Below are 20,307 nucleotides of genomic sequence, written 5' to 3'. Positions count from 1 at the left end.
GGAATATGGACAACGACGGACCCAGCCGGACAGCGCTCATCACCGCGTACGCCCGCGCCTACCACCAGATCGCTGACCGCCCACAGATCTTCACCGACCCCCTGGCGGCCCGTCTGCTCGGCGTCACCGCAGAGGAACTGGCCGAACTGGGCACGCCCACAACCGATCACCTCGGTGGCGCGGTCAGCGATCGGCACCGCCGACTGTTTTTCGCCGCACGCGCGCGCCTCGCCGAGGACGCCGTGGCCACGGCCATCGCCGCTGGAGTGCGGCAGGTCGTGATCCTCGGCGCAGGCCTGGACACCTTCGCCTATCGCAATCCGCTCCCGGACGTGCGCGTCTTCGAGGTCGACCACCCCGCCACCCAAGCGTGGAAACACGAACGCCTTACTACCGCCGGAATCGACCGCCCTGAGACGTTGACCTTCGTGCCGGTCGATTTCGAAACCCACACGCTGGCAGAAGGATTGGAATCCACCGGATTCAAACGGACGGACCCGGCCGTATTCGTGTGGCTCGGCGTCGTCTTCTATCTGACTCCGAACGCCGCCCACGCCACACTCGAATACATCGCCGGTCAGGCCCGGCCGGTCGAGGTGGTCTTCGACTACCTGCAGCCCGCGGACAGTGACGAGGGCCGTGCGCACCAGCAAGCCCGTGCCGATCGGCTGGCCGGCGTCGGCGAACCCGTGTTGAGCTACTTCACGCCCGACGACATCGCCGCACAGCTGCGCGCCCTCGGCTTCACCGACCTCGAAGACCACTCCGCCCACGACCTCGTCACCCGCTACCTCGACGGATCCGAAGGATTCGGAGGCGAACCGCCCCGCGCACTACGCGCGATCCGCATACTGCGCGCGGGCCGCTGAGGATGCCCGCCACGTCGACCAGCACCACATTCGTCGCGACGGCCAGCATCTCCGGCATCAGCGTCTGAACTGCATTGCGTCGAGTCACGGTCCGCGGTCAGAGCCCCCGCCCTGTCCGCACAACGTCCCTCGCCGGTAACAGATAACGAATGGCGACAATGGATTTCGCGCGACTGCCCACGACAATCAGAATGCCGGTGCCGCGTCGAGCTACGGTACGTAATCCGGAAGGCAGGTCGAATGCGTCAAGCCACTCGAGTGGCTCGCGCAGCCGTTCACCGCAGAAGGTGCGCGACGAAACCCTCGCGCAGCGCAGTCATCTGACCGGAGCCACACAACTCATCGACGCCGGTCAAGCCCATGCTCGGCTTGCCGATAGTGCGCTGCGGATCGCCCGGGTCTCCTGAACGCAGCGGGTATCGACCAGGAGGATCCGGCGAGGCGGGGTGTCCGGCTACTGAGCCGGCAGCAGCCGGCCGGTGAAGCCGGCGTCGACGAGCCTGGTGTAAGCCGCCATCACATCGGTAGGTACGTCCTGCTCGATGGCACGTCCCTGCTGCGGGTAGACCCAGATGCGCTGGGTGTCTCCCACCAGCCCGGTGATCACCCGGTCGACGTCGCCGATGCTGTCGATGTACTCCGGCAGGGGCATGGGCTGTGATCCACAGATCACGTCGAGCTCGGGCCACTGCTTACGGCAGATTGCGTAGCTTCGCCGCTGTTGATAGGGGCGGGAAATCAGCATCGCGGAGGTGATCGCTATCCCGCGGTCGGCTAGGAGCGCTCGGGTCAATCCGATGTTGTCGGGTGTGTGCCTCGCCGCGGGTTCGACCAGAATCGCCGAGTCGGGGACACCGAGGCGAAGGGCGTGCTCGCGGAAGTGCACAGCTTCACCGCGGGGAAAACGTTCGACAGTGGTCGGTGCGTTCGCGCCGGTGAACACGATGAGAGGAAACATGCCTCGGTGGTAGAGGTGCGCGGCGTAGGTGGCTACGCCCGGGTCGTGTCCGCCGAGACCGATTCCGACGTCGACGGGGCGTACCGGGTGGTCCATCTGGTTGTAGCGCCACAACGTTTCCACGTCGGCGCGCAACTCCTCGGGCAAGGTCGTTGCAGGCATGGGTGCGTGTCCTCAGGGTGGATGGACCGTAAGGTCTGGCGTGTGACCGCGACCTGACGACTGTAGGTGAGGATCAATGTGGCCGGGCGCATTCATGCGCGAAGTAGCCGACGTCGCGGCCGGGACGTCGGCCCTCGACGCGTGATCTTGTAAAAAACAGCGGTAGCGAACCTGGTGTCCGGTCCCCCTTCCGGGACAACGGTCGGCATGGAGGGAGTCCCGGTCTGTGTTTCCGGGGTTCCCTCGGCGCCACGAGGCGGGGATGTCGCCGGGTGTCTCGCATAAATGACCGGATGTGCGAGTTCTGAGAATCGATCGGATCGACGGGAGTTCCCCCAGGTCGAGATTCGCAAAACATCTCTCATATCCCGCGTGTTCTGCGACTACATTTTTGCGAGAGTTCTGGAGTGCAATTGACTCCCGAGCAGGCCGCGACGGCGGTCGAGCGCCATCGGTGCCCGAGGTGCGACGCCCCGGCAGGCAGCGCGTGCCGAACACGCGCCGGCAAGGTCGCCGCCGCCGAGTACCACGCTCCACGGTTCATTCTGGTGCCCGCGGTGCGCGAGGATCTGGCGGTGCCCTCCCCGCCCGATCGGCGGCCGGGCTCGGTGTGGAAACCGGGTCCGGCGGTGGAGCCCGCGGCACCGATCGCGACGGCCGCGCCGATCCGCATCGGGTACGCCCGCTGCTCGACCGCGCAGCAGGATCTTCAGATCCAGCTCGACGCGCTCGGGGGCGAACTGTCGCAGCGTGTTCTCCGAGAAGATCTCCAGCCGGATCAAGCACCGGCCCGAGTTCGACAAGGCGCTGACGTTGGCGCGCGACATCAAGGCGGCCGCGCCGGATCAGGCGGTGATCCTGTCCGTGCACGAACTCAAGCGCCCGGCCCGCAACGCCGCCGAGTTGATGGAGCTGGCGGCGACACTGGACACCGGCGGCATCCAATTGGAGTTGCTGACCGGGCCGATGGCCGGGATCTACGACCCAACGGCATGGGCGCGATGCTGTTCGCGGTCCTGGCAGTGGCCGCCCAACTCGACCGCAACTACATCCGGGAGAAGACCCTCGAGGGACAGCAGGCCGCCGCCGCGAAGGGCAACCACGTCGGGCGGCCGAAGGTCATCGACGACGACGTGCTGATCCTGGCCCGCGCGCTCAAGGACAAAGGCGTGCCGATGAACGCGATCACCGGGCGTCTGCGGATCAAGACCGGCAAGAACGCTGGCGAGCATCCCTCGGTCGCATCGCTCTACCGTGCCCTGGCCGACGCTGCGCGCTGACCGTGTCCGAGCCTGGGGTTGCCCTGCATGTCGAGCATTCGCAACTCAGGTAAGCCGTTCGAAGATCTGACGGAGCAGACCGGGCTCGCGGTTGTCGAGCGCGATCTGGTGCAGCAGAAACAGCACCGCCATCTCGCCATTCGGGATCAACTGGTCCAGGAACGGACGACCGACGAACATGTTGTCTACGTCGGGATCACCGGGGCAGTAGCACCATTGCGCGCGCATCGCCGGTCGCAATACCTCGCCGAGGTACCAGCTCGATGCCGTAACTTCGCCAGTGCTACCGGGACCCCCCATTCATGTCGCTGGGCCAGCCAGCAAACTCCCAGAAGCCGTCGACGCCGAGACGGAGCGCAGGGAGCGGGTTGCCGTCATCGTCGTGCGTCGAGTTGGGGTAGCGGATGATGTCGTCGGCGAGGGGGAGTGTCCACGCACGATCGAGAAGGGCTGGCGGGAGGTAGTCCGAGGCAACGGTGAGCGGTAGACCGCGATCGGTAGCGAAGCAGGCCAGTGCGAGCAGATGCCAGGCGACGAAACCGGCTGATATCGGGCTTCTTTCGTTCGTTCCCGAGAAGCTTCTGTACTGCCACAGGGCGTCGAGAAACGCGGTGTTGAACTCAGTTGCCGTACCACTGACGGCAGCCTGTAGCGCCTGGATCGCTGGAGCCGCGCAGAGGGTAGCGTACTCGTCGCCCGCCGCCTTGGCGGCACTCTGGGCTGCGTGCAAGGTGTCGTGGACTGCCGGGGCGCCGCAGTGGATTTGTTGCCACGCCAGCCCCCACAGGCTCGCGTAGTCATTCGTCTCAGCGAGCGGGTAGCCGGGGCGGTCTGCACTGCCCAGCAGAAACATCAGCAGCCGTGGGTTGCGTGTGACAACGCTGATCCACAGGGCGGACAGAAAATCCGAGGCCGGCAACAGTGGTGACGTGCCGCCCGTAGCCGGGATCTGGTATACGTCGTCATCGATGATCATCGAGACGTAGCCAGCACCTACTGGCTGGCGCGCCGACTGTAACCGGGCCACCAACGCGTTGGCGGCCGAGTCGGCGTGGGAACGGACAATTCCCGAGCCTTCACCGAAATCGCCGCGGCTGAAATACCCTGCGAGACCTAGGAAATGGGGGGCGATGTCCTGCAAGGCGGTGAGCGGGCTGTCGGTCAGGCGCTCAGCCAGAATGGTTCGGGCGGTCAGCTCAGAATCGACCACTTGGCGGTACACAATATCGGTGACAATATCGCTGGTATCGACGAAACCGTCGTAGTCGGTTGTCGAGGTCATGTGGTCCCTCAATGTCGCAACGCTCCGCGGGTCCCGATCCATCGATTCGGTCGTCACAGCCGCCTCGGAAAGGCGGGACCATGTAACGTGGTCGGGCCAGTCGACTGCACGGTATCGAGTCGGGCGAAACCCCGGGATCGGCGTGATGCCGGTGATCTCCACCGCAGCCTGGAACGGAACCATGAGTGTTTGTTGCATTTCCTCGCATGCGAATGCGAGGTAATCCGCCTCGGGCAGCGACGTGTGTACCCCTTCGCCCCACACCGTCACCATCTGTGGCGAACTATCCTCCTTCTGTTGCCGCATCATGATGTCGGCGACAAAGAGAGACGCAGACTCGTCATCGTCGAAGTCCCCGTCCACCACGTCGGAGTTGTATTTCTGCTGCAGCCAGTCGCGCTGCGCTTCGTATCGGTTGTAGGCCAGCAGGGTCCGGGCTCGGTCGACGGCGGGCGGCAACGGTCCGGTGATCGCCCGATCCAGTGGGACCACCATCCCGTTGTCGTCGACTGTGTAGGCCTGCGGTGACAGGGGACGGGCCGCGTCACGGACTTCCTGCTCCACGGTCTGATACAGATGCTCGAGCAGTTCCGGATCACCTGGAGCGACGATCAACGACGTGTAATCCGGAATGAACGCCACCGGCCGATGCCGGTACCTGCGGGTACACGCCGCCAGCCAGCCCGGAACCAGCAGCCACGACGGGAGATAGCTCGGGTCGTCGACGACGATACGGACTATGGCACCCTCGTCGAACTCGGTGGTGATGACCGTTTCAGCGAGATTCTGCCGCGCGGCCTCGAACACCTCCTCCTCGCCCACGCCCCATTCGACCAGTTGCTGTTGTGCCGGGAGTGTGATCCGGCCCGGCTCGTCGATTGCCACCATCTCGTCGATGAACGGAAACGCCGGCCTCTGCAACCGGGAATCGGAATCTTCGAGCATGTGCGTGCAGGGCCGCAGAACAGGTCGCAACAGCGGACGGACCTGGTCCCAGCTCGACAGGGCCAGAGCTGGAGCGAGCATCGCGGTGACGAACCGCTCCACCTCAACCTGTCGTTCCTCGGCAGTGAAATCCCGCACCTGCTGGAAGATGTTGCTCAGATTGAGCACCATGCCGTCGTTGTATCGGATGACGAACTCATCCGAGTCATACGCCACTGCACTGGCGCCGACCTTCATCATCTCCTGATAGACCTGCAACGCGAACTGCCGTTGCGCAGTCTGCTCCGAGGGTATCGACATCCACACCTGCCTTCACGCCACATCCACTGACCCACCCCAGAAACGAATCCCCACCCCGTCGGGGCGAACATTCCGCGCTAGCATCCCAGCACGACCTCACGCATCCACCTTTCCACCTCTGGAAACCGACTGGCGGGGCGGGGCCCAAGAAGTCGACAGTTGGACATGCGACCTCACCAGTCCGGAACGACGACCTCGCCGAGGCCCATCGCGGGGGACTGTGGATCTAACGGCTCCTCTCCGTGTCAAGCCTCGATGAGTAGAGAGGTACCAACTTGTTGAATCGGAGCCGGAGTTCGTGGCCTGCAGCCATGATCTTCAGGCTGCGGTCGGGGTCGCTCGGCAAACACCTGTCGGCTGCTGGGGGCCTGCAGCAGCACCCCGCGGTGACGAAGCCACGCCAGAGCACCATCGAAAATGGTGTTGCGGCCATCGCCCGTCGTCCAAGCCCGCCGATCCACATACAGCCTCAGCAGCTCCCGGAAATCGGCGTAGTCACCCCAACCATCGACCCGGGCGATCTCCCACCGATGCTCCAACCGGGCCTGATCCCGCCGCACGTACGTCTTCACGCACGACACATCCGCGATCCCGAGCTGCTCGGCCAGATACTCCACCACGACCAACGGAACATAGATCGGATCCGCCAGGAACGTGCCAAGAAAACGCACTGTCGTCAACTGCAACGCAAAACCCAAGCGCGAGCTGGCATCTCGCCTCTTCGCGATCAGCTTCCGGTCCGCGTCGTCAAGGACGAAGAACCGCTCCAGCTCCTCCTCCGACGGAGGACCACCGAACCTGCCGTACAGCGCGACCTGCCGAGCAGTCAGGAAGCTATCCTCATTCAACGACACGAATCATCGACATACGCAAACCATCCGTGATCACATGCGTATGCGATCCGACCCGAACAGGTTCCGCTACCGCTGTTTTCTACAAGATCACGCGTCGAGGGCCACGTCGCGGACCGAGAGGTCTGGGTGAGGCTCCGACGGCGAGACTGGCAGCACCCGGCGAAATCCGTTCGCTCACCTTCTCCGGGGATGCGCAGAACCTCATCGTCACCGGCAGCTCTGGAACGGTGCAGACCTGGCGGATATTCACCCGCGGCGGCTGACAGCGTTGGTGTTCGGCTGCCGTAGTGCACAATCGGGCGTATGACACGATCTCTGCCCGAGGGCGAATCGCTTCTGGTGCGTACGGACTTCACCGACGACGTGGCGTGGGCCCAAACCCTCGCGGCGGTCATCGCGTCCTACGACGAAGACACGATGACGGAGCTGACGCCCGTCGACGACGTGTCCTTCGACGGGCTGACACTCGCCGACCTGGCTGATCTGGTCGATGGCCGGACCTATGTGTTCCTCGCCGACGCCACCACGATGACCGCCCCCGAGCATCCACTGCTGGCGGTCGATACCAGCGACGCGGAGGTCCAAGGGGACGGCAACCCGGTGTTCCGGATCGCGCCGATCGCGATGGCCGAGGTCGAGGTCAACTTCTTGCTCGCCAATATGGACTTCGAGGACTTCGCGAACGGCGTCGGCGACGACGGTGTTTTCCGCGGCTTCGATCGGTGAACGCGGCAGGCTTCATGGCCGGCCACCGCGAAGATATGGATGGACGACTGCTCTGGCGGGGTTGGCCGGAAAAGAACATCAGGTGCGAATGCGCGGTGTCGCACTAGGGACTGTCTCCCAACGGATTTCGTAGCAGGGGTGTGGCGGGCGCTCACCGGATCGTTTCGTCGGCGAGGCGTTGCAGGTAGCCGGCGAATTGGCGGCGGTCGTGTTCGTTCCATGTCGCGGTGAGCTGGTCGAAGCATCGGCGTTGCCAGTCGTGGGACGCGGCCAGCAACTCGTGCCCGCTGTTGGTGAGTTGCACGACGACTCGACGGCGGTCGTACGCTGAGCCCTCGCGCGCGAGGTATCCGGCCGCGGCGGCGTCGCGCACCATGCGGCTGGCGCCGGAGTGGTCGAGGCCGAGGTGTTCGGCGACATCGGTGACGGTAGTTTCCGCGCCGGTCCGTCGCGCGGTGGCGACAGCTTCCACGACCTGGATGTGCTGCACCCGCCACCGGTCATCGTCCGGTGCCGGGCTGGAGCGGGTGAATGCCTGGTTGCTCCAGCGGCGTGACCAGAAGCGGACCAGCCGAAACAGTGCCGGACCGCCATCGACGGCAGGGCCGGAGCCGTCTTCTGCGCGGCCGGCTGGGGTGTTTCGAGTGTGACGTGTGCCCACCCTCGACATTGTATGCGATACGCACCTATATTTGCGTGCGTATCGCATACAACGGATCTTCTGGTCCCACTACGCAGGAGGTGGCGATGTCCATCGTTCTCAATCACACGATCGTCCCGGCGACAGACAAGCATTCCGCAGCAACGTTTTTCGCCGAGCTTCTGGGGCTGTCGGTATCGGCTCCGAGCGGCCCGTTCGTGCCGGTGCGAGTCAACGACGATCTGACATTCGACTTCGTCGACCGTGGGCGGGTCGAGCCCGGCCATTACGCCTTCCTCGTCGATGACGACACCTTGGACGCCGTGCTGGGGCGGCTGGCGACCTGGCCCGCAGTCGAGTACGGCCCCGGCCCTGAACGCGGGTGGGACCGGCAGGTCAATCACCTGGCAGGTGGCCGCGGGGTCTATGTTCGCGACCCCGACGGTCACAGCTACGAGTTGTTCACCGCTGTTCCATGAACCCACACCATCCACTGCCGGCGGACCATCCGTAGGTACTCACTCGGCTAGCTCAGTGTCTTCAGTGCCGCCGCGTCATACGGCTTCAGCTCGCCGATCCGCCCCGCCAGGACCTTGGAGGCCCACTCCGGGTCCTGGAGCAGGGCGCGACCGACGGCGACCAAGTCGAATTCTTCGCGCTCCAGGCGATCGAGGAGGTTGTCGATGTTGCCGAGTTCGGCGCCCTCGCCGGTGAACGCGCGGAGGAAGTCGCCGTCGAGGCCGACCGAGCCGACGGTGATGGTGGGCTTGCCGGTGAGCTTTTTGGTCCAACCTGCCAGGTTCAGCTCGGAGCCGTCGAACTCCGGGAGCCAGTAGCGACGGGTGGAGGCGTGAAAGGCGTCTACGCCGGCTGCGGCGAGCGGAGCAAGGATCGCCTCCAGCTCCCGCGGGGTCTTGGCGAGCCGCGCGTGGTAGGCCTCCTGCTTCCACTGCGAGTAACGGAAGAGCACAGGGAAGCCGGGCGAGACGGCGGCACGCACCGCGGCCACGACCTCGGCGGCGAACCGTGTGCGGGCCGCGGTGTCGCCGCCGTAGACATCGTTGCGGCGGTTGGTTCGCGCCCACAGGAACTGGTCGAGGAGATAGCCGTGCGCACCGTGCAGTTCGACGCCGTCGAAGCCGATGCGCTCGGCGTCCGCGGCGGCCTCGGCAAAGGCGCCGATGACGTCGTCCAGGTCACCCTGGGTCATCGCCTTACCGACGCCCTCGGTGCCGTCGAGGCGAATACCGGAGGGGCCCACGGCGGGCGCATCGGGGTAGGGTGCGTCGCCCTGGTTGCGGACCATGCCGATGTGCCATAGCTGCGGCATGATCGTGCCGCCTGCCGCGTGTACGTCCTCGGCGACCTTCGCCCACCCCGCCAACTGCTCTTCGCCGTGGAACCGTGGCACCCGATCACTCTGCCCGGCGGACTCGTGGCCGACGTAGGTGCCCTCGGTGATGATCAGGCCCACGCCGGCGGCGGCGCGGCGGGCGTAGTACGACCGCACGTCGTCACCGGGAACGCCGTCGGGGGAGAACATGCGCGTCATCGGCGCCATCACGATGCGGTTGGGGACGGTCAGGCCGTTCAGCGCGACGGGTCGGGACAGGATCTCGGCTGTGCGAGAGGCGTCGGACGCGGTGACGATCACTGGCTACTCCTTAGGGGTACGACTGCGATGGTTGAGAACTTCAAGCAATGGCAACACGCTAGGGGTAGATATTTGAGATAGTCAAGTTTCTGCGGATAGGCTGGCTGTCATGGCAGAAGCTTCCCGCGTCGATACGGCCCAGCTGATGGAGCTGCTCTCGGTGTCGCTCGGCGTCTACTACGGCGACTTCACCGTCGCGGCGGCGAGTGAGAACCTGACGGCGAGCCAGGGCAAGGCGCTGACCGTGCTGCGCCGGGGGCCCGTCGCGATGCGCGCTTTGGCCGAGACCTTGGCCTGCGACGCCTCCAACGTGACCGGGATCATCAACCGGCTGGAGAAACGTGGCCTCGTGCGACGGGAGACCAGCGAATCCGACCGGCGCGTCACCAATCTCGTCATCACGTCCGAGGGCGAGCAGGTAACCGACACGATCCGGTCGAAAATGCGCGCCACCCAAGACGGCCTGAACAGGCTCGGCGACCAGGACCGGGCCTGTCTGTACGCACTACTGGAACGGATTTTCGTGTCCCGGCCGGTCACCCGATCGGACTCACCTACGCCGGTCGCAGATCACCGCTGCCCAGCAGTCCCTCCGCCCCGGTGATCTCCAGCCTGTTCGCCGTTTGTCCCCGGGCGAGGTCTTCATGAGCCGGACCGGAGCGCGTCGGCAGCCGGAAAGATACTCCCGCCACGAGGCGACCATAAGTACTTCACCTGAGACCTGCGGTTCGACCCAGACGCTCGGCGCCGCTCAGGGATCGAGTTGCGGGGGCGATGTAGAGCACACCTTGGTCGAGGTCGAGCATCAGCGGCCCTGAGGTTGCTTGCAGTTTTCTGCGTAACTGATCGGGGATGTAGTCCATGGTGGCGATTCGATTGCGGTAGTTGAGGAAACTGTGGCATCCGATCGCCTTGACTCCCGCTCGGTGGATGCTGGCCACAGCGTCCGGCAGTGTCCACAAGGCTTGTTCGGCCGGCTGGATGATATCGATGGCGTCGAGGTGCCGCGACCGGATCTGCCCCCCGAAGAATCTCGCTGCGAAGTGGCGGTAGAGCACATACTCCGAAGCACCGGTCCACTTCTCGTGCTCTATCGTCGCCAGGAATGCCTCCCAGAACGGTCTCTCGTGCTGATCCTCGACTCGCCGCATCAGGTCCGCGAGTATCTGCCTGTCGAACACCATGTGATGCTGCATCCCGCTGTAGGGGTCGACCGGCCGCCACTCGGCAAGTAGCCGAGTCGAGGCGGTGATCGCGGAGTGGCGGTCGGGGATCGCGTGCCGACGGGTGTCGAGGCGCCATTGCAGCGGGTATCCGAATGCCAGACAGGATTTGCCATCGTTTTCGACGAACACGACATCGTCGACGATCGCGTAGTCCGCATCGAGCACGAGGAGGTGTCGGCCTGTGCTCGGCAGGATGCGGAAGCAGTGCAGTTTGAGCAGCTGCTGGAAATACCACGACGAATTGCGGTGATGGCCACCCGATCTGCGTAGGGTCGCCTCGATGGCGGCCGGTGTCGGCGAGACCGCTTCCTCATCGATCCACTGCACCACGTGCTCGGTCCGCACCTGTGCGAGCAGTCGCGCGGACCCGACGATGTTCACCGATCGGATCGGATTACGACAGTGTGCCCTCAACCCGGTGATACAGGCGTCGAGGCTGAGCAGGTCCTTGGTCGCTACCGGGATCATGACGTCGATTTCCGGTAGGCGCGCAGTGTCGGTGGCCACGTTCACACTCCGTAGGCTGGGGCGGCACTGGTAACCATAGCCAGGATTCGCGCTCGGAAAGCGCCGGAACTCCAGCGTTTTCATCGCTGGCAGTCAGGGATGGCTATTCCTGCGCCTGGACCGCTTCGATGACACGATTCGACGGTTGATTCGGGATTCGACCCAGACAGTGACATGAAAACGACCGGCAGGAAGAACTTCGCGGTCGGCGGAGTGACCTCGGCGGACGTAGTCGCTGAGGTGAGGCCTCGAGCAGCATGATTCCCGGCGAACTCGGCCCACTTCGCGGGCTCGGTCGCGGGCTCGGTGTAGGTAGGATCCTCGGTGATGACGGGAGTTGGATGACCGAGGTTCACGATCGGAGCCAACCGGCAACCCGGCATTTCACAGAACTTCCCACGCGTCGTCGTCGCACACCGATGGCACTCGATGCCACTGCTCCGACACCCCAACCACTCGTGCGGGATGGAGGACCTCGGAAACTGCTCGGCGACAACGAAAGTGACGATCGGCTCGCTCGCCGGTACCGAGGCGGCGTTGCCCGCGGCTCTGCTGCGCGGCAGGCGGATCCGGATCAGCGGTAGCGGCGCGGGCTCGGTTTCGAAGGCCGCGATGATCGCCGAGCTTCCCGAGGTCCTTGTTCCTCATATTTCTCTACATCGCGGCTCGGCCAGTGGCAGCAGGTTCGTACGAGAACGCGTGGGCGGGCGGGGCGCAGGAGGGCGACCGCAGCGACCGGAGCTGACGTCAGAGACAGAGCTGCCGGACAAGCGTGGCTCATTAGGCTGGCTGGGTGGAGTTCACAACGGATTTGGAGCGTGGTGGGTGGCTGCTGGCGCGCGTCGGCGAACACGGGGTCGGCGGCGTCGCTGGTACCGGCTTCGAGGCTTATGCCCGAATCCTGCACCCGGTCGAGGCGACCCACCGCGACGTCACGGTCACCGACGAGTGGGGCAGTCCCGAGATCGTGGAGGAGGCGATGTGGCCGTGGGCCGAGGTCGCCGCGCGCAACGGCAGAGTGATGCATCCGCTGGTGCAGTGGCGCAACCTCACCGATGGTGAGGACGAAGCGGCGATGTCGTTCGATGACGGCTGGAGAGTCGGCCAGACTGTCGAGGGGTGGTTCGACCCGAGCCTGCTGGCCGCGCTCACTGTCCACCTTCGCGCGGCCACCGAGGCACCGGAAGAGGTGACGGCCGGAATATGGAATGGATTCGGCGAGCTGAACACATCCTCGGGTGCGGTGTTCGTCGCGTCCACCGACGGTGATCCGCAGAACCTCGAGCGCGCGCGAACTCGAATCGACGCCGAGCTGGCTGCCTCTGTCGCGCCGCAGGTCAGACGGGCGGTCGAGGCAGGGCCTTTCCTCCAGTGGCCGGGACGCGACTTCATGCTGTTCGACACCAGTCTCTCCGAACTCGCCGACCCCAGCTGGGTACACGCCGCGGGCCTGGGATGGACGACCGACTTCCCCGGAGTGACGCCCCAACTGCTCTGGCCCGCCGACCACGCATGGGTGGTAGCCAGCGAGATCGACTTCGACTCCACGATCGTCGCCGGCTCACGGGCTCTGATCGACGCGGTTGTGGCCGACGATCGTTTCGAGGCCTTCGAGATCGCCGAGGAATCGGATCTGAGCTGGGACGGCGACACGATCAACCCCGCGCCGAAGGACTGAGATGTCGGCGAGAGCTCGACCAGGGCGTGCAACCGAGGTCCACGACGAGCTCGCGAACAGGGCGGCAGCACTCATGGCCTGGTCGTAGAGGTCACGTTCGGCCGGGACGGGGGCTAGGCCTGCAGCGTTGCCTGCGCAAGGCGGGCGTGACACGCGTGAACTGTGGTAACGGGTACCCGGGCGGGTGCGACCGTAGTGTCGGCCGCTGTCACGAGCGTGGCCCTGCGGTCATCGTGACAGCGCCCGGAGGGCGTAGAGACCCTGGAGCCCCGCCACTGCATTGTTGGGCAAGTCCCTGGGTGTCGCCTCCGGGTGTCTCCTGACACCGTGGCACCGGGTTCTGCCCATTTCAAATGGAGGACAACATGCGCGAAAGGAATGGCATCGCCGTTTTCGAGGTCGGGGAAGACCACCCGGATCATCCGGCGTTTCGCGAGCTGCGCAGCATCTCGCTAGGTGACGTCCGGTTCCCATTCGGCTTTTTCATTGTCGACGAGGACGGACAACGATACGTTCGGCCGGCAACAGAAGAAGAGCGCAAAGAACTTCTCTTCAAAGTGTTCCCCGACGGGCCGAGCGAAACTGTTCTCGACTCGAACTTCTGCTATCTCCACGACGGCAAGTGCGTTGCTCACCTGTGTGCCCAAATAGAGCCCCCGTCGCGTTGTTTCAGAGGCTACGACGAGTCCAGACGACAGTACGGCTGCTGGTGTGAATCTATCTGGTGACAGTCGAACGTTTCTGCGTCAGAACATCGGGCCACCGAGAACGCGTTCGTCGCGGTCGGGCCCGGGGGCGCCCAGAGAGCAGGTCGAGCCGGTCTCCCCTTCCCACCTTGAACAAGATCCGAAGCGCGAAACGCGTGGACACGTCCACCTGATCGGGTCCAAGGCTCGGTTTCGCGCAAGCTTCGGCGACTCGGCCGCCGATTCCAGGAACGACAGGAGCAGCGGAGCGAGCTGATTCGGCCGGCGACGGCTTGAAATGGCGGCGCGGGTTCTCGGCCTTGCGGTGCCGGGACTCGGCCATCAACTCCAGCAGGCTTGCGCCGGCCTTGCCGAGGTGTGAGCCAAGAGTGCTGAAGTTCGTGCAGATTCCATCCGGTCCCGGGCCCGTCGACCGCGGTCGCGGCGTCGAGCGGTTCGCGGGCCTGGTCGTAGGACAGCCAGGCCCTGTCGACCCCCCAATCCCACCGCTGACAACCGGCCCCGATCGACACACTCGACCCGGAACGGCGTGTCTTCTGCGCGTTCGGTCCGACGCCCCGCGGAAATTTGACACAATTGATCCGGATGCGCGCAGGGTGGGCACCCGATTGTTTTCGCGTTCAACCCCGACAACTGCCCGGCAGGAAAAGCATGGGCGCGGGTCGGCGATATCGAGCCGACGACTTGATACGGCGGCCACGCTCGAAACTACTTGCGATGCTCGAGAGATCAGCGAAGGAATCTGGGCATGGCTCGATACCTCTTGGCAGCGAGTCCGATACCCGGGCATGTGGCACCCATGCAGGCCGTCGCGGCCGAGCTGCGACGGCGTGGGAATCAGGTGCGCTTGCTCACCGGGGCAGCGTTCGGCGCATCCGCTCGAGCGCAGGGTGTCGAATTCTCGCCGCTACCTCGAGATGCAGAGGTCACACCCGCCGCGCGACCACGTGGTAGGGCCTCTGATCTGCTTCGGCGGTGGGAAACCGGGCGGGCGGAGTTGCAGTCCGCTTTTCTCGCGCCGATCCCGGCGCAGTACCGTGCACTGTGCGCTGAGCTGGATCGCACGGACTTCGATGTCGTTCTGGTCGATGTGATGTTCACCGGGGCCATTCCGCTGCTCTTGTCGCAGCGAGAACGTCCGCCGGTGATCGCCTGCGGCGTCGTTCCGTTGATGCTGTCCAGCGCGGATTGCCCGCCGTTCGGGATCGGCTGGCAACCGCGAGCGGGTCGTGATTACACGGCCATGAACCGGTTCGTGCAGCAGGTGCTGTTTCGTGGCGTCCAGGCGAAGCTCGAGGTACTACTGCGCGCGGTCGAGCTGGGGCCCGCGCCGGCCTTTCTGCTCGATTGGCCCCTGCTTGCCGATCGAATACTGCAATTCACTGTGCCAGGATTCGAATACCCGCGACACGATCTGCCGCCGTCGGTGGTATTCGTCGGACCGATTCCGACTCCTGTCGCCATGGATGTCGCTGTGCCTAGCTGGTGGCCTGCTTCGGATGATGCGAGAAAGATCGTCCATGTCACGCAGGGCACCTGGGACAATCGGTGTTTCGATCAGTTGCTCCGCCCGTCTCTGTCGGCGCTGAGCCAACGCCCCGATCTACTGGTCATCGCGTGTACCGGTGGCTCGCGCTCGCCGATCGGAACTCTGCCCGCGAACGCATATGCCGCCGATTTCATACCCTATGACCGGCTTTTGCCACGGGTCGACGTGATGATCACCAACGGTGGCTACGGCGGCGTGAACGAAGCGCTGCGCTACGGAGTGCCGTTGGTCGTCGCGGGCGATACTGCGGACAAGCCTGAGACCGCGGCCCGCGTCGCATACGTCGGTGCAGGCATCGATCTCCGCACCGCCCGGCCCCGGCCCGCTGCCATCACGGCGGCGGTCGACAGAGTGCTGGGGTCTGGCAGCTTCCGTGCCGCGGCAAACCGGTTGGCGCTGGAAATCGCGAATCGGTCCCCCTTCGACGCCGTCGCGGCCGCATTGACGGAAGTGGCCTCTGGCCGTCGCCGCGCGGTATCCGCACCCGCCATCCAGGAACGGCATCCGAGGGCAGGGGACGAAAAATGACAATCGCCGCGGCATCGCGCAAACCGCTGTGCCCGCCGGACGTGTTCTGCCACCGGCGACAGCGTGAAGTCTCCATCTCGCGTGCCCGCCGATACCCGCGATTCGTGCTGCTGAGGAGGTGGCCATGATGCGCACGGAGCTCGACGCCGCAGGAATAACGGACCAGGAACTGCGGCAGTCGTATCGGATCTGTCGCGAAATCAACGCTCGCGATGGGAAGACCTTCTTTCTCGCCACTCGGTTGCTCGCACCCGATCAGCGACCCGCTGTGCACGCGCTGTACGGATTCGCGCGGCGCGCCGACGACATCCTGGACGAATTCGACCCGCATTCGTCAACGGCCGACCGTGCTGCTCGATTGGACAGGTTGGCACGGCAATTCGAAGCCGCGAACACCGGCGGTGATCCGGTACTGGCCGCAGTCCTGCACACCGCCGAGACCTACCGGATACCGAACGATCTGTTCGGTGCGTTCCTGGCCTCGATGCGTATGGATCTTTCCGTGACCGACTATCCGGACCGCGCCGCGCTGGACCGCTACGTCTACGGGTCGGCGGAGGTGATCGGCCTGCAGCTGCTGCCGGTGCTGGGCACCAGGGACTCGGCGGCAGCCGCGCCGTACGCCGCCGCCCTCGGCAAGGCATTCCAGCTGACGAACTTCCTGCGTGATGTCGACGAGGATCTGGCTCGCAACCGCATCTATCTGCCCGCTGACGAGCTGGACGCACACGGTGTGGACCGGGAATTGCTGTTGTGGTGCCGCCGACATCGCCGAGGCGAGCCGCGAGTGCGACGCGCGTTGGCGGCACAGCACGCGATCACCAGAGAAATCTACGATTACGCGCTTCAGGGGATCGAATTGCTCGCGCCTCGCTCGCGGCCATGCGTGACGACCGCGGCGACGCTGTATGCAGAGATACTCGACCGCATCGAAGTGGCGGACTTCGAAGTGTTCGGACATCGTGCCAGAGTTGGAATCGGTCGCCGACTACAGGTCGGCGCGGCGGGCCAGCTGCGAGCGTGGTGGATACGGCGATCCGCGAGACCGGTTCGGCCCCGCGCTTCGAACGTCCCCCTGGACGGGTCCGCCATATCGCTCGATTCCGCCGATCCGCGCGAACACACGTGAGGTGTTGGTATGGACCACTGGCGTTATCTCCTAATCCTCGTCGCCTGCCTGGTGCTGACCGCTCCGCTGGAGTTCCTCGGCCCGGGTGTCTACCGCAGGCCGCGGCTGCTGCTCGGCGTCCTGCTGCCCGTGGTCACGGTGTTCGTGGTCTGGGACCTGGTGGCGATTGCCGCCGGTGTGTGGGATTTCAACTCCCGCTATGTGCTGGGCGTGGTCTTGCCCGGGGCGATTCCGCTGGAGGAGTTGCTGTTCTTCATCGTTGTCCCGCTGTGCGGGTTGCTGACCTACAGCGCGGTCGAAACGCTGCTCGGGGCAGTCCGTCGCCGCGGTAGCAGAAGCGCGACGAAAGGGCTGCGACGATGAACTCGGTGGGCTGGGGGTATACGCTGCCCGCCTTAGCGGCGGTCGTGGCGGTGTGTCTGGTCGAGTGCGCGCTGTTGCGAACCGGGCTGTTTCGGCGACCCGGCTACTGGTTGACGATGCTGATCGTCCTGGGGTTCCAAATCCTCGTCGACGGGTGGTTGACCAGGCTCGACGCGCCGATCGTGCGATACGACCCGGACCACATCCTCGGACTCCGGTTCCCCTGGGATATCCCGGTGGAGGACTTCTTGTTCGGTTTCGTCTTGGTCACCTCGGTGCTCCTGGGCTGGGAGCGGACCCGGCAGCGGCAGAGCGAGGTGCGGCGATGAGACTCGATGCATCGGCTTCTCGGCACGGCAGGGATCCTCGGCGCGTGCACTATCCCGCAGCCGCGGGGTACATGGACGTCGGCCGTGGCGGTCGGCGTCCGCGGGCCGTCGTCGTCGGTGCCGGGATCGCGGGCCTGGCGGCTGCGACGGGGTTGGCCGAAAGGGGATTTCATGTCGAGGTCATCGAACGCGAGCGGTACCTGGGTGGGCGGGTCGGCGGCTGGACCGAACATCTTCCCGATCGCAGCGCGGTCGGAATGAATCGTGGCTTCCACGCCTTCTTCGCGCAGTACTACAACCTTCGCAAACTGCTCGCCCGCACCGATCCGCGGTTACGCAGGCTGCGCCGGCTCGACGACTATCCGCTCATCGACGCCGAGGGCCGCCGCGACACCTTTCGCCATCTGCCGAGGACTCCACCTTGGAATGCGCTCGCCTTCGCGCTGCGCAGCCCGACCTTTCGGTTGCGCGATCTGATTCGTATGGACCCACGCGCCGCCGCGCCGCTGGCCGCGGTCTCGGTCCCGGACATCTACCAGAGGATCGATCACCTGGATGCGGATACGTTCCTTCGTCGCGTCAACTTTCCCGACGCGGCCCGCCACCTCGCATTCGAGGTTTTCTCGCGCAGCTTCTTCGTCGCTCCCCAGCACATGTCCGCCGCCGAACTGGCGACGATGTTCCACATCTACTTCCTGGGCTCCAGCGAGGGCTTGCTCTTCGACGTGGCAGAGGACAATTTCGATGTCAGCCTGTGGGCGCCGCTCGCGGACTACCTCACCGCGCCGCAAGTGCCCGAGCGGCCGGGCACGGTCCGCGTGAACACGGGCGTGTGCGTCGACCGAATTGATACCGACGACGCGATCGGGTTCCGCGTGTTCGACGACACCGACGCCGAGATGACCGCCGACGCAGTGGTCCTGGCCGTCGATATCACCGGGTTGCGCCGGATCGTCGCCGCGTCCCCCACGCTCGGTGATACGCCATGGCGTGCACAGGTAGCCGGAATGGGTGTGGCGCCGTCCTTCGCGGTGCACCGTCTGTGGTTGGATCAGCCGGTGCGGGCCGACCGCCCGAGCTTCCTCGGCACCGGAAACCTGAATCCGCTCGACAACATCAGCGTGGTGGACAGGTACGAGAAGCAAGCAGCGGTTTGGGCACGCGGTAGTGGTGGAAGCGTCATCGAATTGCACGCCTACGCCGTTGCGGATGAGATTCCGCGCGACGCGGCACGTGACGAGGTGCGCGAACGGCTGCTCACCCGGCTGCACCACATCTATCCCGAGACCGCCGAGGCCCGCATCGTGGGGGAGAACATACTGTGGCGGCAGGATTGCCCACGGTTCGCGCCCGGAGACTTCGCTCGACGGCCCGGTGTTTCGACTCCGCATCCGCGATTGGTGCTGGCCGGCGACGGCATACGCGTCGACTTGCCGGTAGCTCTGATGGAACGCGCCGCGACCACCGGCTGGATCGCGGCGAACACGCTGGTTCGTCAGTGGGCTGGTGCCGGGCATTCCTTGCAAACGGTCCCGCACCAGGGTCGATCGGCGATCCTGCGCACGCTCGCCACTCGCAAGGGGACACGATGAGCAAACGCGCCGAGTTCGGCAAATGGCCGAAAAACGTTCCGTTACAGCGGTTCTCGCCGCAGGAATGGTCTCGCCAGCGGCCGACCCACGGGGATGCCGACCCTGGTCTGATCGCGGCCGCGCTGCGCTGGTCACAACAGCGTCCCTCGGGGAACTGGTACACCTTCGCCGCCAGTCGCAGTATCGGTCGCGACCGTCCGCTGAGTACGACCATCGGCGGGATCGAACTCGTGGCCTGGCGTGACGAGCGGAACGTCCTGCACGTCGGTCCGGGAGCATGTCCGCATCTGGGAGCACCACTTGCCGAGGCGCAGGTCGATGACGTCGCACTGATCTGCCGATGGCATGGTCTGCGGGTAGAAGCGACCGGATCCGCCCGATGGTGTCCATACCCCAGTTACGACGACGGCGTGCTGGCCTGGGTGCGGCTGGACACGATCGGCGAGCAGACACCCACCGACACACCGATCATCGGCCCCCGCCCCGCCGACACCACCGTCCACGCGGTGACGCGCTTGACCGGCGTATGCGAGCCTCGCGACATCATCGCGAACCGGCTCGACCCTTGGCACGGCTCCTGGTTGCATCCATACTCGTTCACCCACCTGGAGGTGACGCAGGCCCCGCCGCGGCACGACATCATCGAGGAGAATCATCGGTTCCTGCTCACCGTGACCTTCCGAGTGACCCGCCGGCTCGGGGTGCCCGTCGAGGCCGAGTTCACCTGCCCGGATCCGCGCACCATCGTCATGCGAATCATCTCCGGCGAAGGAACGGGAAGCGTCATCGAAACCCACGCGACCCCGATAGGTTCCGGCCCCGACGGCCGAGCGCGTACCGCGGTGATCGAGGCCGTGATCGCGAACTCGCAGCGGCCGGGGTTCCGGTACGCGCGCCGGGTCCTGCCGGTGCTGCGCCCGCTGATGACTCACGCCGCGACGCGGCTGTGGCGTGACGACATGGCGTACGCCGAGCGACGCTATCAACTGCGTACCCATCGTCGGTAGGCGGACCGGTACCCGGTCTTCC

The 20,307-nt window shown here is 65.3% G+C and carries 20 protein-coding genes and 2 pseudogenes; 15 read left to right on the top strand and 7 right to left on the bottom strand.

All coding sequences use genetic code 11. The annotated features are described in order from the left end of the window. Positions 1-5 precede the first annotated feature (5 nt). Positions 6-869: a class I SAM-dependent methyltransferase gene (locus ACZ6DL_RS20215; RefSeq protein ID WP_466053087.1), complete on the top strand. Its 864-nt coding sequence runs from the start codon at positions 6-8 to the stop codon at positions 867-869. A gap of 454 nt (positions 870-1,323) precedes the next feature. Here ACZ6DL_RS20215 and ACZ6DL_RS20210 read toward each other — a convergent pair whose 3' ends face one another. Then, positions 1,324-1,989, bottom strand: a complete 666-nt coding sequence (locus tag ACZ6DL_RS20210) for a YdcF family protein (protein ID WP_466053085.1) — start codon at positions 1,987-1,989, stop codon at positions 1,324-1,326. A gap of 407 nt (positions 1,990-2,396) precedes the next feature. Between ACZ6DL_RS20210 and ACZ6DL_RS20205 the strand changes: the two are divergent. The 3 genes and pseudogenes from ACZ6DL_RS20205 to ACZ6DL_RS20195 all read left to right on the top strand — a co-directional run. Further along, positions 2,397-2,552: pseudogene (locus ACZ6DL_RS20205) on the top strand (zinc finger domain-containing protein); the annotation flags it as partial. A gap of 187 nt (positions 2,553-2,739) precedes the next feature. Further along, positions 2,740-2,892: pseudogene (locus ACZ6DL_RS20200) on the top strand (recombinase family protein); the annotation flags it as partial. Between the two features lie 89 nt (positions 2,893-2,981). Beyond that, positions 2,982-3,269, top strand: a complete 288-nt coding sequence (locus ACZ6DL_RS20195; RefSeq protein WP_466053287.1) for a hypothetical protein — start codon at positions 2,982-2,984, stop codon at positions 3,267-3,269. A 45-nt stretch (positions 3,270-3,314) separates the two neighbouring features. Here ACZ6DL_RS20195 and ACZ6DL_RS20190 read toward each other — a convergent pair whose 3' ends face one another. From ACZ6DL_RS20190 to ACZ6DL_RS20180, 3 genes are all read right to left on the bottom strand, one after another. After that, the gene (locus tag ACZ6DL_RS20190) at positions 3,315-3,497 is read right to left on the bottom strand and encodes a hypothetical protein (protein WP_466053084.1); all 183 of its coding nucleotides are present in this window, start codon (positions 3,495-3,497) and stop codon (positions 3,315-3,317) included. A gap of 55 nt (positions 3,498-3,552) precedes the next feature. Then, positions 3,553-5,796, bottom strand: a complete 2,244-nt coding sequence (locus ACZ6DL_RS20185) for an Imm49 family immunity protein (protein WP_466053082.1) — start codon at positions 5,794-5,796, stop codon at positions 3,553-3,555. Positions 5,797-6,041: 245 nt separating this feature from the next. Then, positions 6,042-6,650, bottom strand: a complete 609-nt coding sequence (locus ACZ6DL_RS20180; protein ID WP_466053080.1) for a DUF4158 domain-containing protein — start codon at positions 6,648-6,650, stop codon at positions 6,042-6,044. A gap of 303 nt (positions 6,651-6,953) precedes the next feature. On the opposite strand from ACZ6DL_RS20180, the gene ACZ6DL_RS20175 reads away from it, so the two are divergent. Beyond that, entirely contained in the window at positions 6,954-7,376 is a 423-nt protein-coding gene (locus ACZ6DL_RS20175) for a DUF6924 domain-containing protein (RefSeq protein WP_466053079.1), read from the top strand. A gap of 151 nt (positions 7,377-7,527) precedes the next feature. Here ACZ6DL_RS20175 and ACZ6DL_RS20170 read toward each other — a convergent pair whose 3' ends face one another. Continuing rightward, entirely contained in the window at positions 7,528-8,037 is a 510-nt protein-coding gene (locus tag ACZ6DL_RS20170) for a MarR family winged helix-turn-helix transcriptional regulator (RefSeq protein WP_466053077.1), read from the bottom strand. An 86-nt stretch (positions 8,038-8,123) separates the two neighbouring features. Between ACZ6DL_RS20170 and ACZ6DL_RS20165 the strand changes: the two genes are divergently transcribed. Further along, positions 8,124-8,495, top strand: coding sequence for a VOC family protein (locus ACZ6DL_RS20165; protein ID WP_466053076.1), 372 nt, complete (start codon positions 8,124-8,126; stop codon positions 8,493-8,495). A gap of 47 nt (positions 8,496-8,542) precedes the next feature. Here ACZ6DL_RS20165 and ACZ6DL_RS20160 read toward each other — a convergent pair whose 3' ends face one another. Beyond that, positions 8,543-9,670 carry an NADH:flavin oxidoreductase gene (locus ACZ6DL_RS20160; RefSeq protein WP_466053074.1) on the bottom strand — a complete coding sequence of 376 codons (1,128 nt, stop codon included), beginning with the start codon at positions 9,668-9,670 and terminating at the stop codon, positions 8,543-8,545. Between the two features lie 109 nt (positions 9,671-9,779). Between ACZ6DL_RS20160 and ACZ6DL_RS20155 the strand changes: the two genes are divergently transcribed. Then, entirely contained in the window at positions 9,780-10,274 is a 495-nt protein-coding gene (locus ACZ6DL_RS20155; RefSeq protein ID WP_466053072.1) for a MarR family winged helix-turn-helix transcriptional regulator, read from the top strand. A gap of 106 nt (positions 10,275-10,380) precedes the next feature. Here the strand turns inward: ACZ6DL_RS20155 and ACZ6DL_RS20150 are convergent, their stop codons facing one another. Then, complete coding sequence (locus ACZ6DL_RS20150; protein WP_466053070.1) at positions 10,381-11,403, bottom strand: DUF6492 family protein; 1,023 nt, start codon at positions 11,401-11,403, stop codon at positions 10,381-10,383. A 793-nt stretch (positions 11,404-12,196) separates the two neighbouring features. Here ACZ6DL_RS20150 and ACZ6DL_RS20145 point away from each other — a divergent pair. The 8 genes from ACZ6DL_RS20145 to ACZ6DL_RS20110 all read left to right on the top strand — a co-directional run bounded on the left by ACZ6DL_RS20145 (position 12,197) and on the right by ACZ6DL_RS20110 (position 20,285). Then, the gene (locus ACZ6DL_RS20145; protein ID WP_466053069.1) at positions 12,197-13,081 is read left to right on the top strand and encodes a hypothetical protein; all 885 of its coding nucleotides are present in this window, start codon (positions 12,197-12,199) and stop codon (positions 13,079-13,081) included. Between the two features lie 365 nt (positions 13,082-13,446). Beyond that, complete coding sequence (locus tag ACZ6DL_RS20140; protein ID WP_466053067.1) at positions 13,447-13,809, top strand: hypothetical protein; 363 nt, start codon at positions 13,447-13,449, stop codon at positions 13,807-13,809. A gap of 976 nt (positions 13,810-14,785) precedes the next feature. Then, positions 14,786-15,865: a glycosyltransferase gene (locus ACZ6DL_RS20135; protein WP_466053065.1), complete on the top strand. Its 1,080-nt coding sequence runs from the start codon at positions 14,786-14,788 to the stop codon at positions 15,863-15,865. A 124-nt stretch (positions 15,866-15,989) separates the two neighbouring features. After that, complete coding sequence (locus tag ACZ6DL_RS20130; RefSeq protein WP_466053064.1) at positions 15,990-16,994, top strand: phytoene/squalene synthase family protein; 1,005 nt, start codon at positions 15,990-15,992, stop codon at positions 16,992-16,994. Positions 16,995-17,003: 9 nt separating this feature from the next. Further along, positions 17,004-17,357, top strand: coding sequence for a lycopene cyclase domain-containing protein (locus ACZ6DL_RS20125; RefSeq protein WP_466053062.1), 354 nt, complete (start codon positions 17,004-17,006; stop codon positions 17,355-17,357). Next, entirely contained in the window at positions 17,354-17,686 is a 333-nt protein-coding gene (locus ACZ6DL_RS20120) for a lycopene cyclase domain-containing protein (RefSeq protein WP_466053060.1), read from the top strand. The genes ACZ6DL_RS20125 and ACZ6DL_RS20120 overlap by 4 nt, the downstream gene beginning before the upstream one ends. Further along, positions 17,683-19,278 carry an FAD-dependent oxidoreductase gene (locus ACZ6DL_RS20115; RefSeq protein ID WP_466053058.1) on the top strand — a complete coding sequence of 532 codons (1,596 nt, stop codon included), beginning with the start codon at positions 17,683-17,685 and terminating at the stop codon, positions 19,276-19,278. The genes ACZ6DL_RS20120 and ACZ6DL_RS20115 overlap by 4 nt, the downstream gene beginning before the upstream one ends. Further along, complete coding sequence (locus tag ACZ6DL_RS20110) at positions 19,275-20,285, top strand: DUF5914 domain-containing protein (protein ID WP_466053056.1); 1,011 nt, start codon at positions 19,275-19,277, stop codon at positions 20,283-20,285. The genes ACZ6DL_RS20115 and ACZ6DL_RS20110 overlap by 4 nt, the downstream gene beginning before the upstream one ends. The last annotated feature ends 22 nt before the right edge of the window (positions 20,286-20,307 follow it).

It is taken from the genome of Nocardia sp. NPDC041819 (assembly GCF_055590505.1).
Note: the sequence above shows the minus strand (reverse complement) of the source record. Positions and strands in the feature narration are given on the sequence as shown.

What these genes read in the sequence shown, in the direction of transcription:
- ACZ6DL_RS20190 (WP_466053084.1), bottom strand. Translation starts at nt 3,497, where the DNA reads ATGCGCGCGCAATGGTGCTACTGCCCCGGTGATCCCGACGTAGACAAC.
- ACZ6DL_RS20125 (WP_466053062.1), top strand. Translation starts at nt 17,004, where the DNA reads ATGGACCACTGGCGTTATCTCCTAATCCTCGTCGCCTGCCTGGTGCTG.
- ACZ6DL_RS20175 (WP_466053079.1), top strand. Translation starts at nt 6,954, where the DNA reads ATGACACGATCTCTGCCCGAGGGCGAATCGCTTCTGGTGCGTACGGAC.
- ACZ6DL_RS20130 (WP_466053064.1), top strand. Translation starts at nt 15,990, where the DNA reads ATGATGCGCACGGAGCTCGACGCCGCAGGAATAACGGACCAGGAACTG.
- ACZ6DL_RS20195 (WP_466053287.1), top strand. Translation starts at nt 2,982, where the DNA reads ATGGGCGCGATGCTGTTCGCGGTCCTGGCAGTGGCCGCCCAACTCGAC.
- ACZ6DL_RS20165 (WP_466053076.1), top strand. Translation starts at nt 8,124, where the DNA reads ATGTCCATCGTTCTCAATCACACGATCGTCCCGGCGACAGACAAGCAT.
- ACZ6DL_RS20215 (WP_466053087.1), top strand. Translation starts at nt 6, where the DNA reads ATGGACAACGACGGACCCAGCCGGACAGCGCTCATCACCGCGTACGCC.
- ACZ6DL_RS20120 (WP_466053060.1), top strand. Translation starts at nt 17,354, where the DNA reads ATGAACTCGGTGGGCTGGGGGTATACGCTGCCCGCCTTAGCGGCGGTC.
- ACZ6DL_RS20210 (WP_466053085.1), bottom strand. Translation starts at nt 1,989, where the DNA reads ATGCCTGCAACGACCTTGCCCGAGGAGTTGCGCGCCGACGTGGAAACG.
- ACZ6DL_RS20115 (WP_466053058.1), top strand. Translation starts at nt 17,683, where the DNA reads ATGAGACTCGATGCATCGGCTTCTCGGCACGGCAGGGATCCTCGGCGC.
- ACZ6DL_RS20185 (WP_466053082.1), bottom strand. Translation starts at nt 5,796, where the DNA reads ATGTCGATACCCTCGGAGCAGACTGCGCAACGGCAGTTCGCGTTGCAG.
- ACZ6DL_RS20140 (WP_466053067.1), top strand. Translation starts at nt 13,447, where the DNA reads ATGCGCGAAAGGAATGGCATCGCCGTTTTCGAGGTCGGGGAAGACCAC.
- ACZ6DL_RS20155 (WP_466053072.1), top strand. Translation starts at nt 9,780, where the DNA reads ATGGCAGAAGCTTCCCGCGTCGATACGGCCCAGCTGATGGAGCTGCTC.
- ACZ6DL_RS20110 (WP_466053056.1), top strand. Translation starts at nt 19,275, where the DNA reads ATGAGCAAACGCGCCGAGTTCGGCAAATGGCCGAAAAACGTTCCGTTA.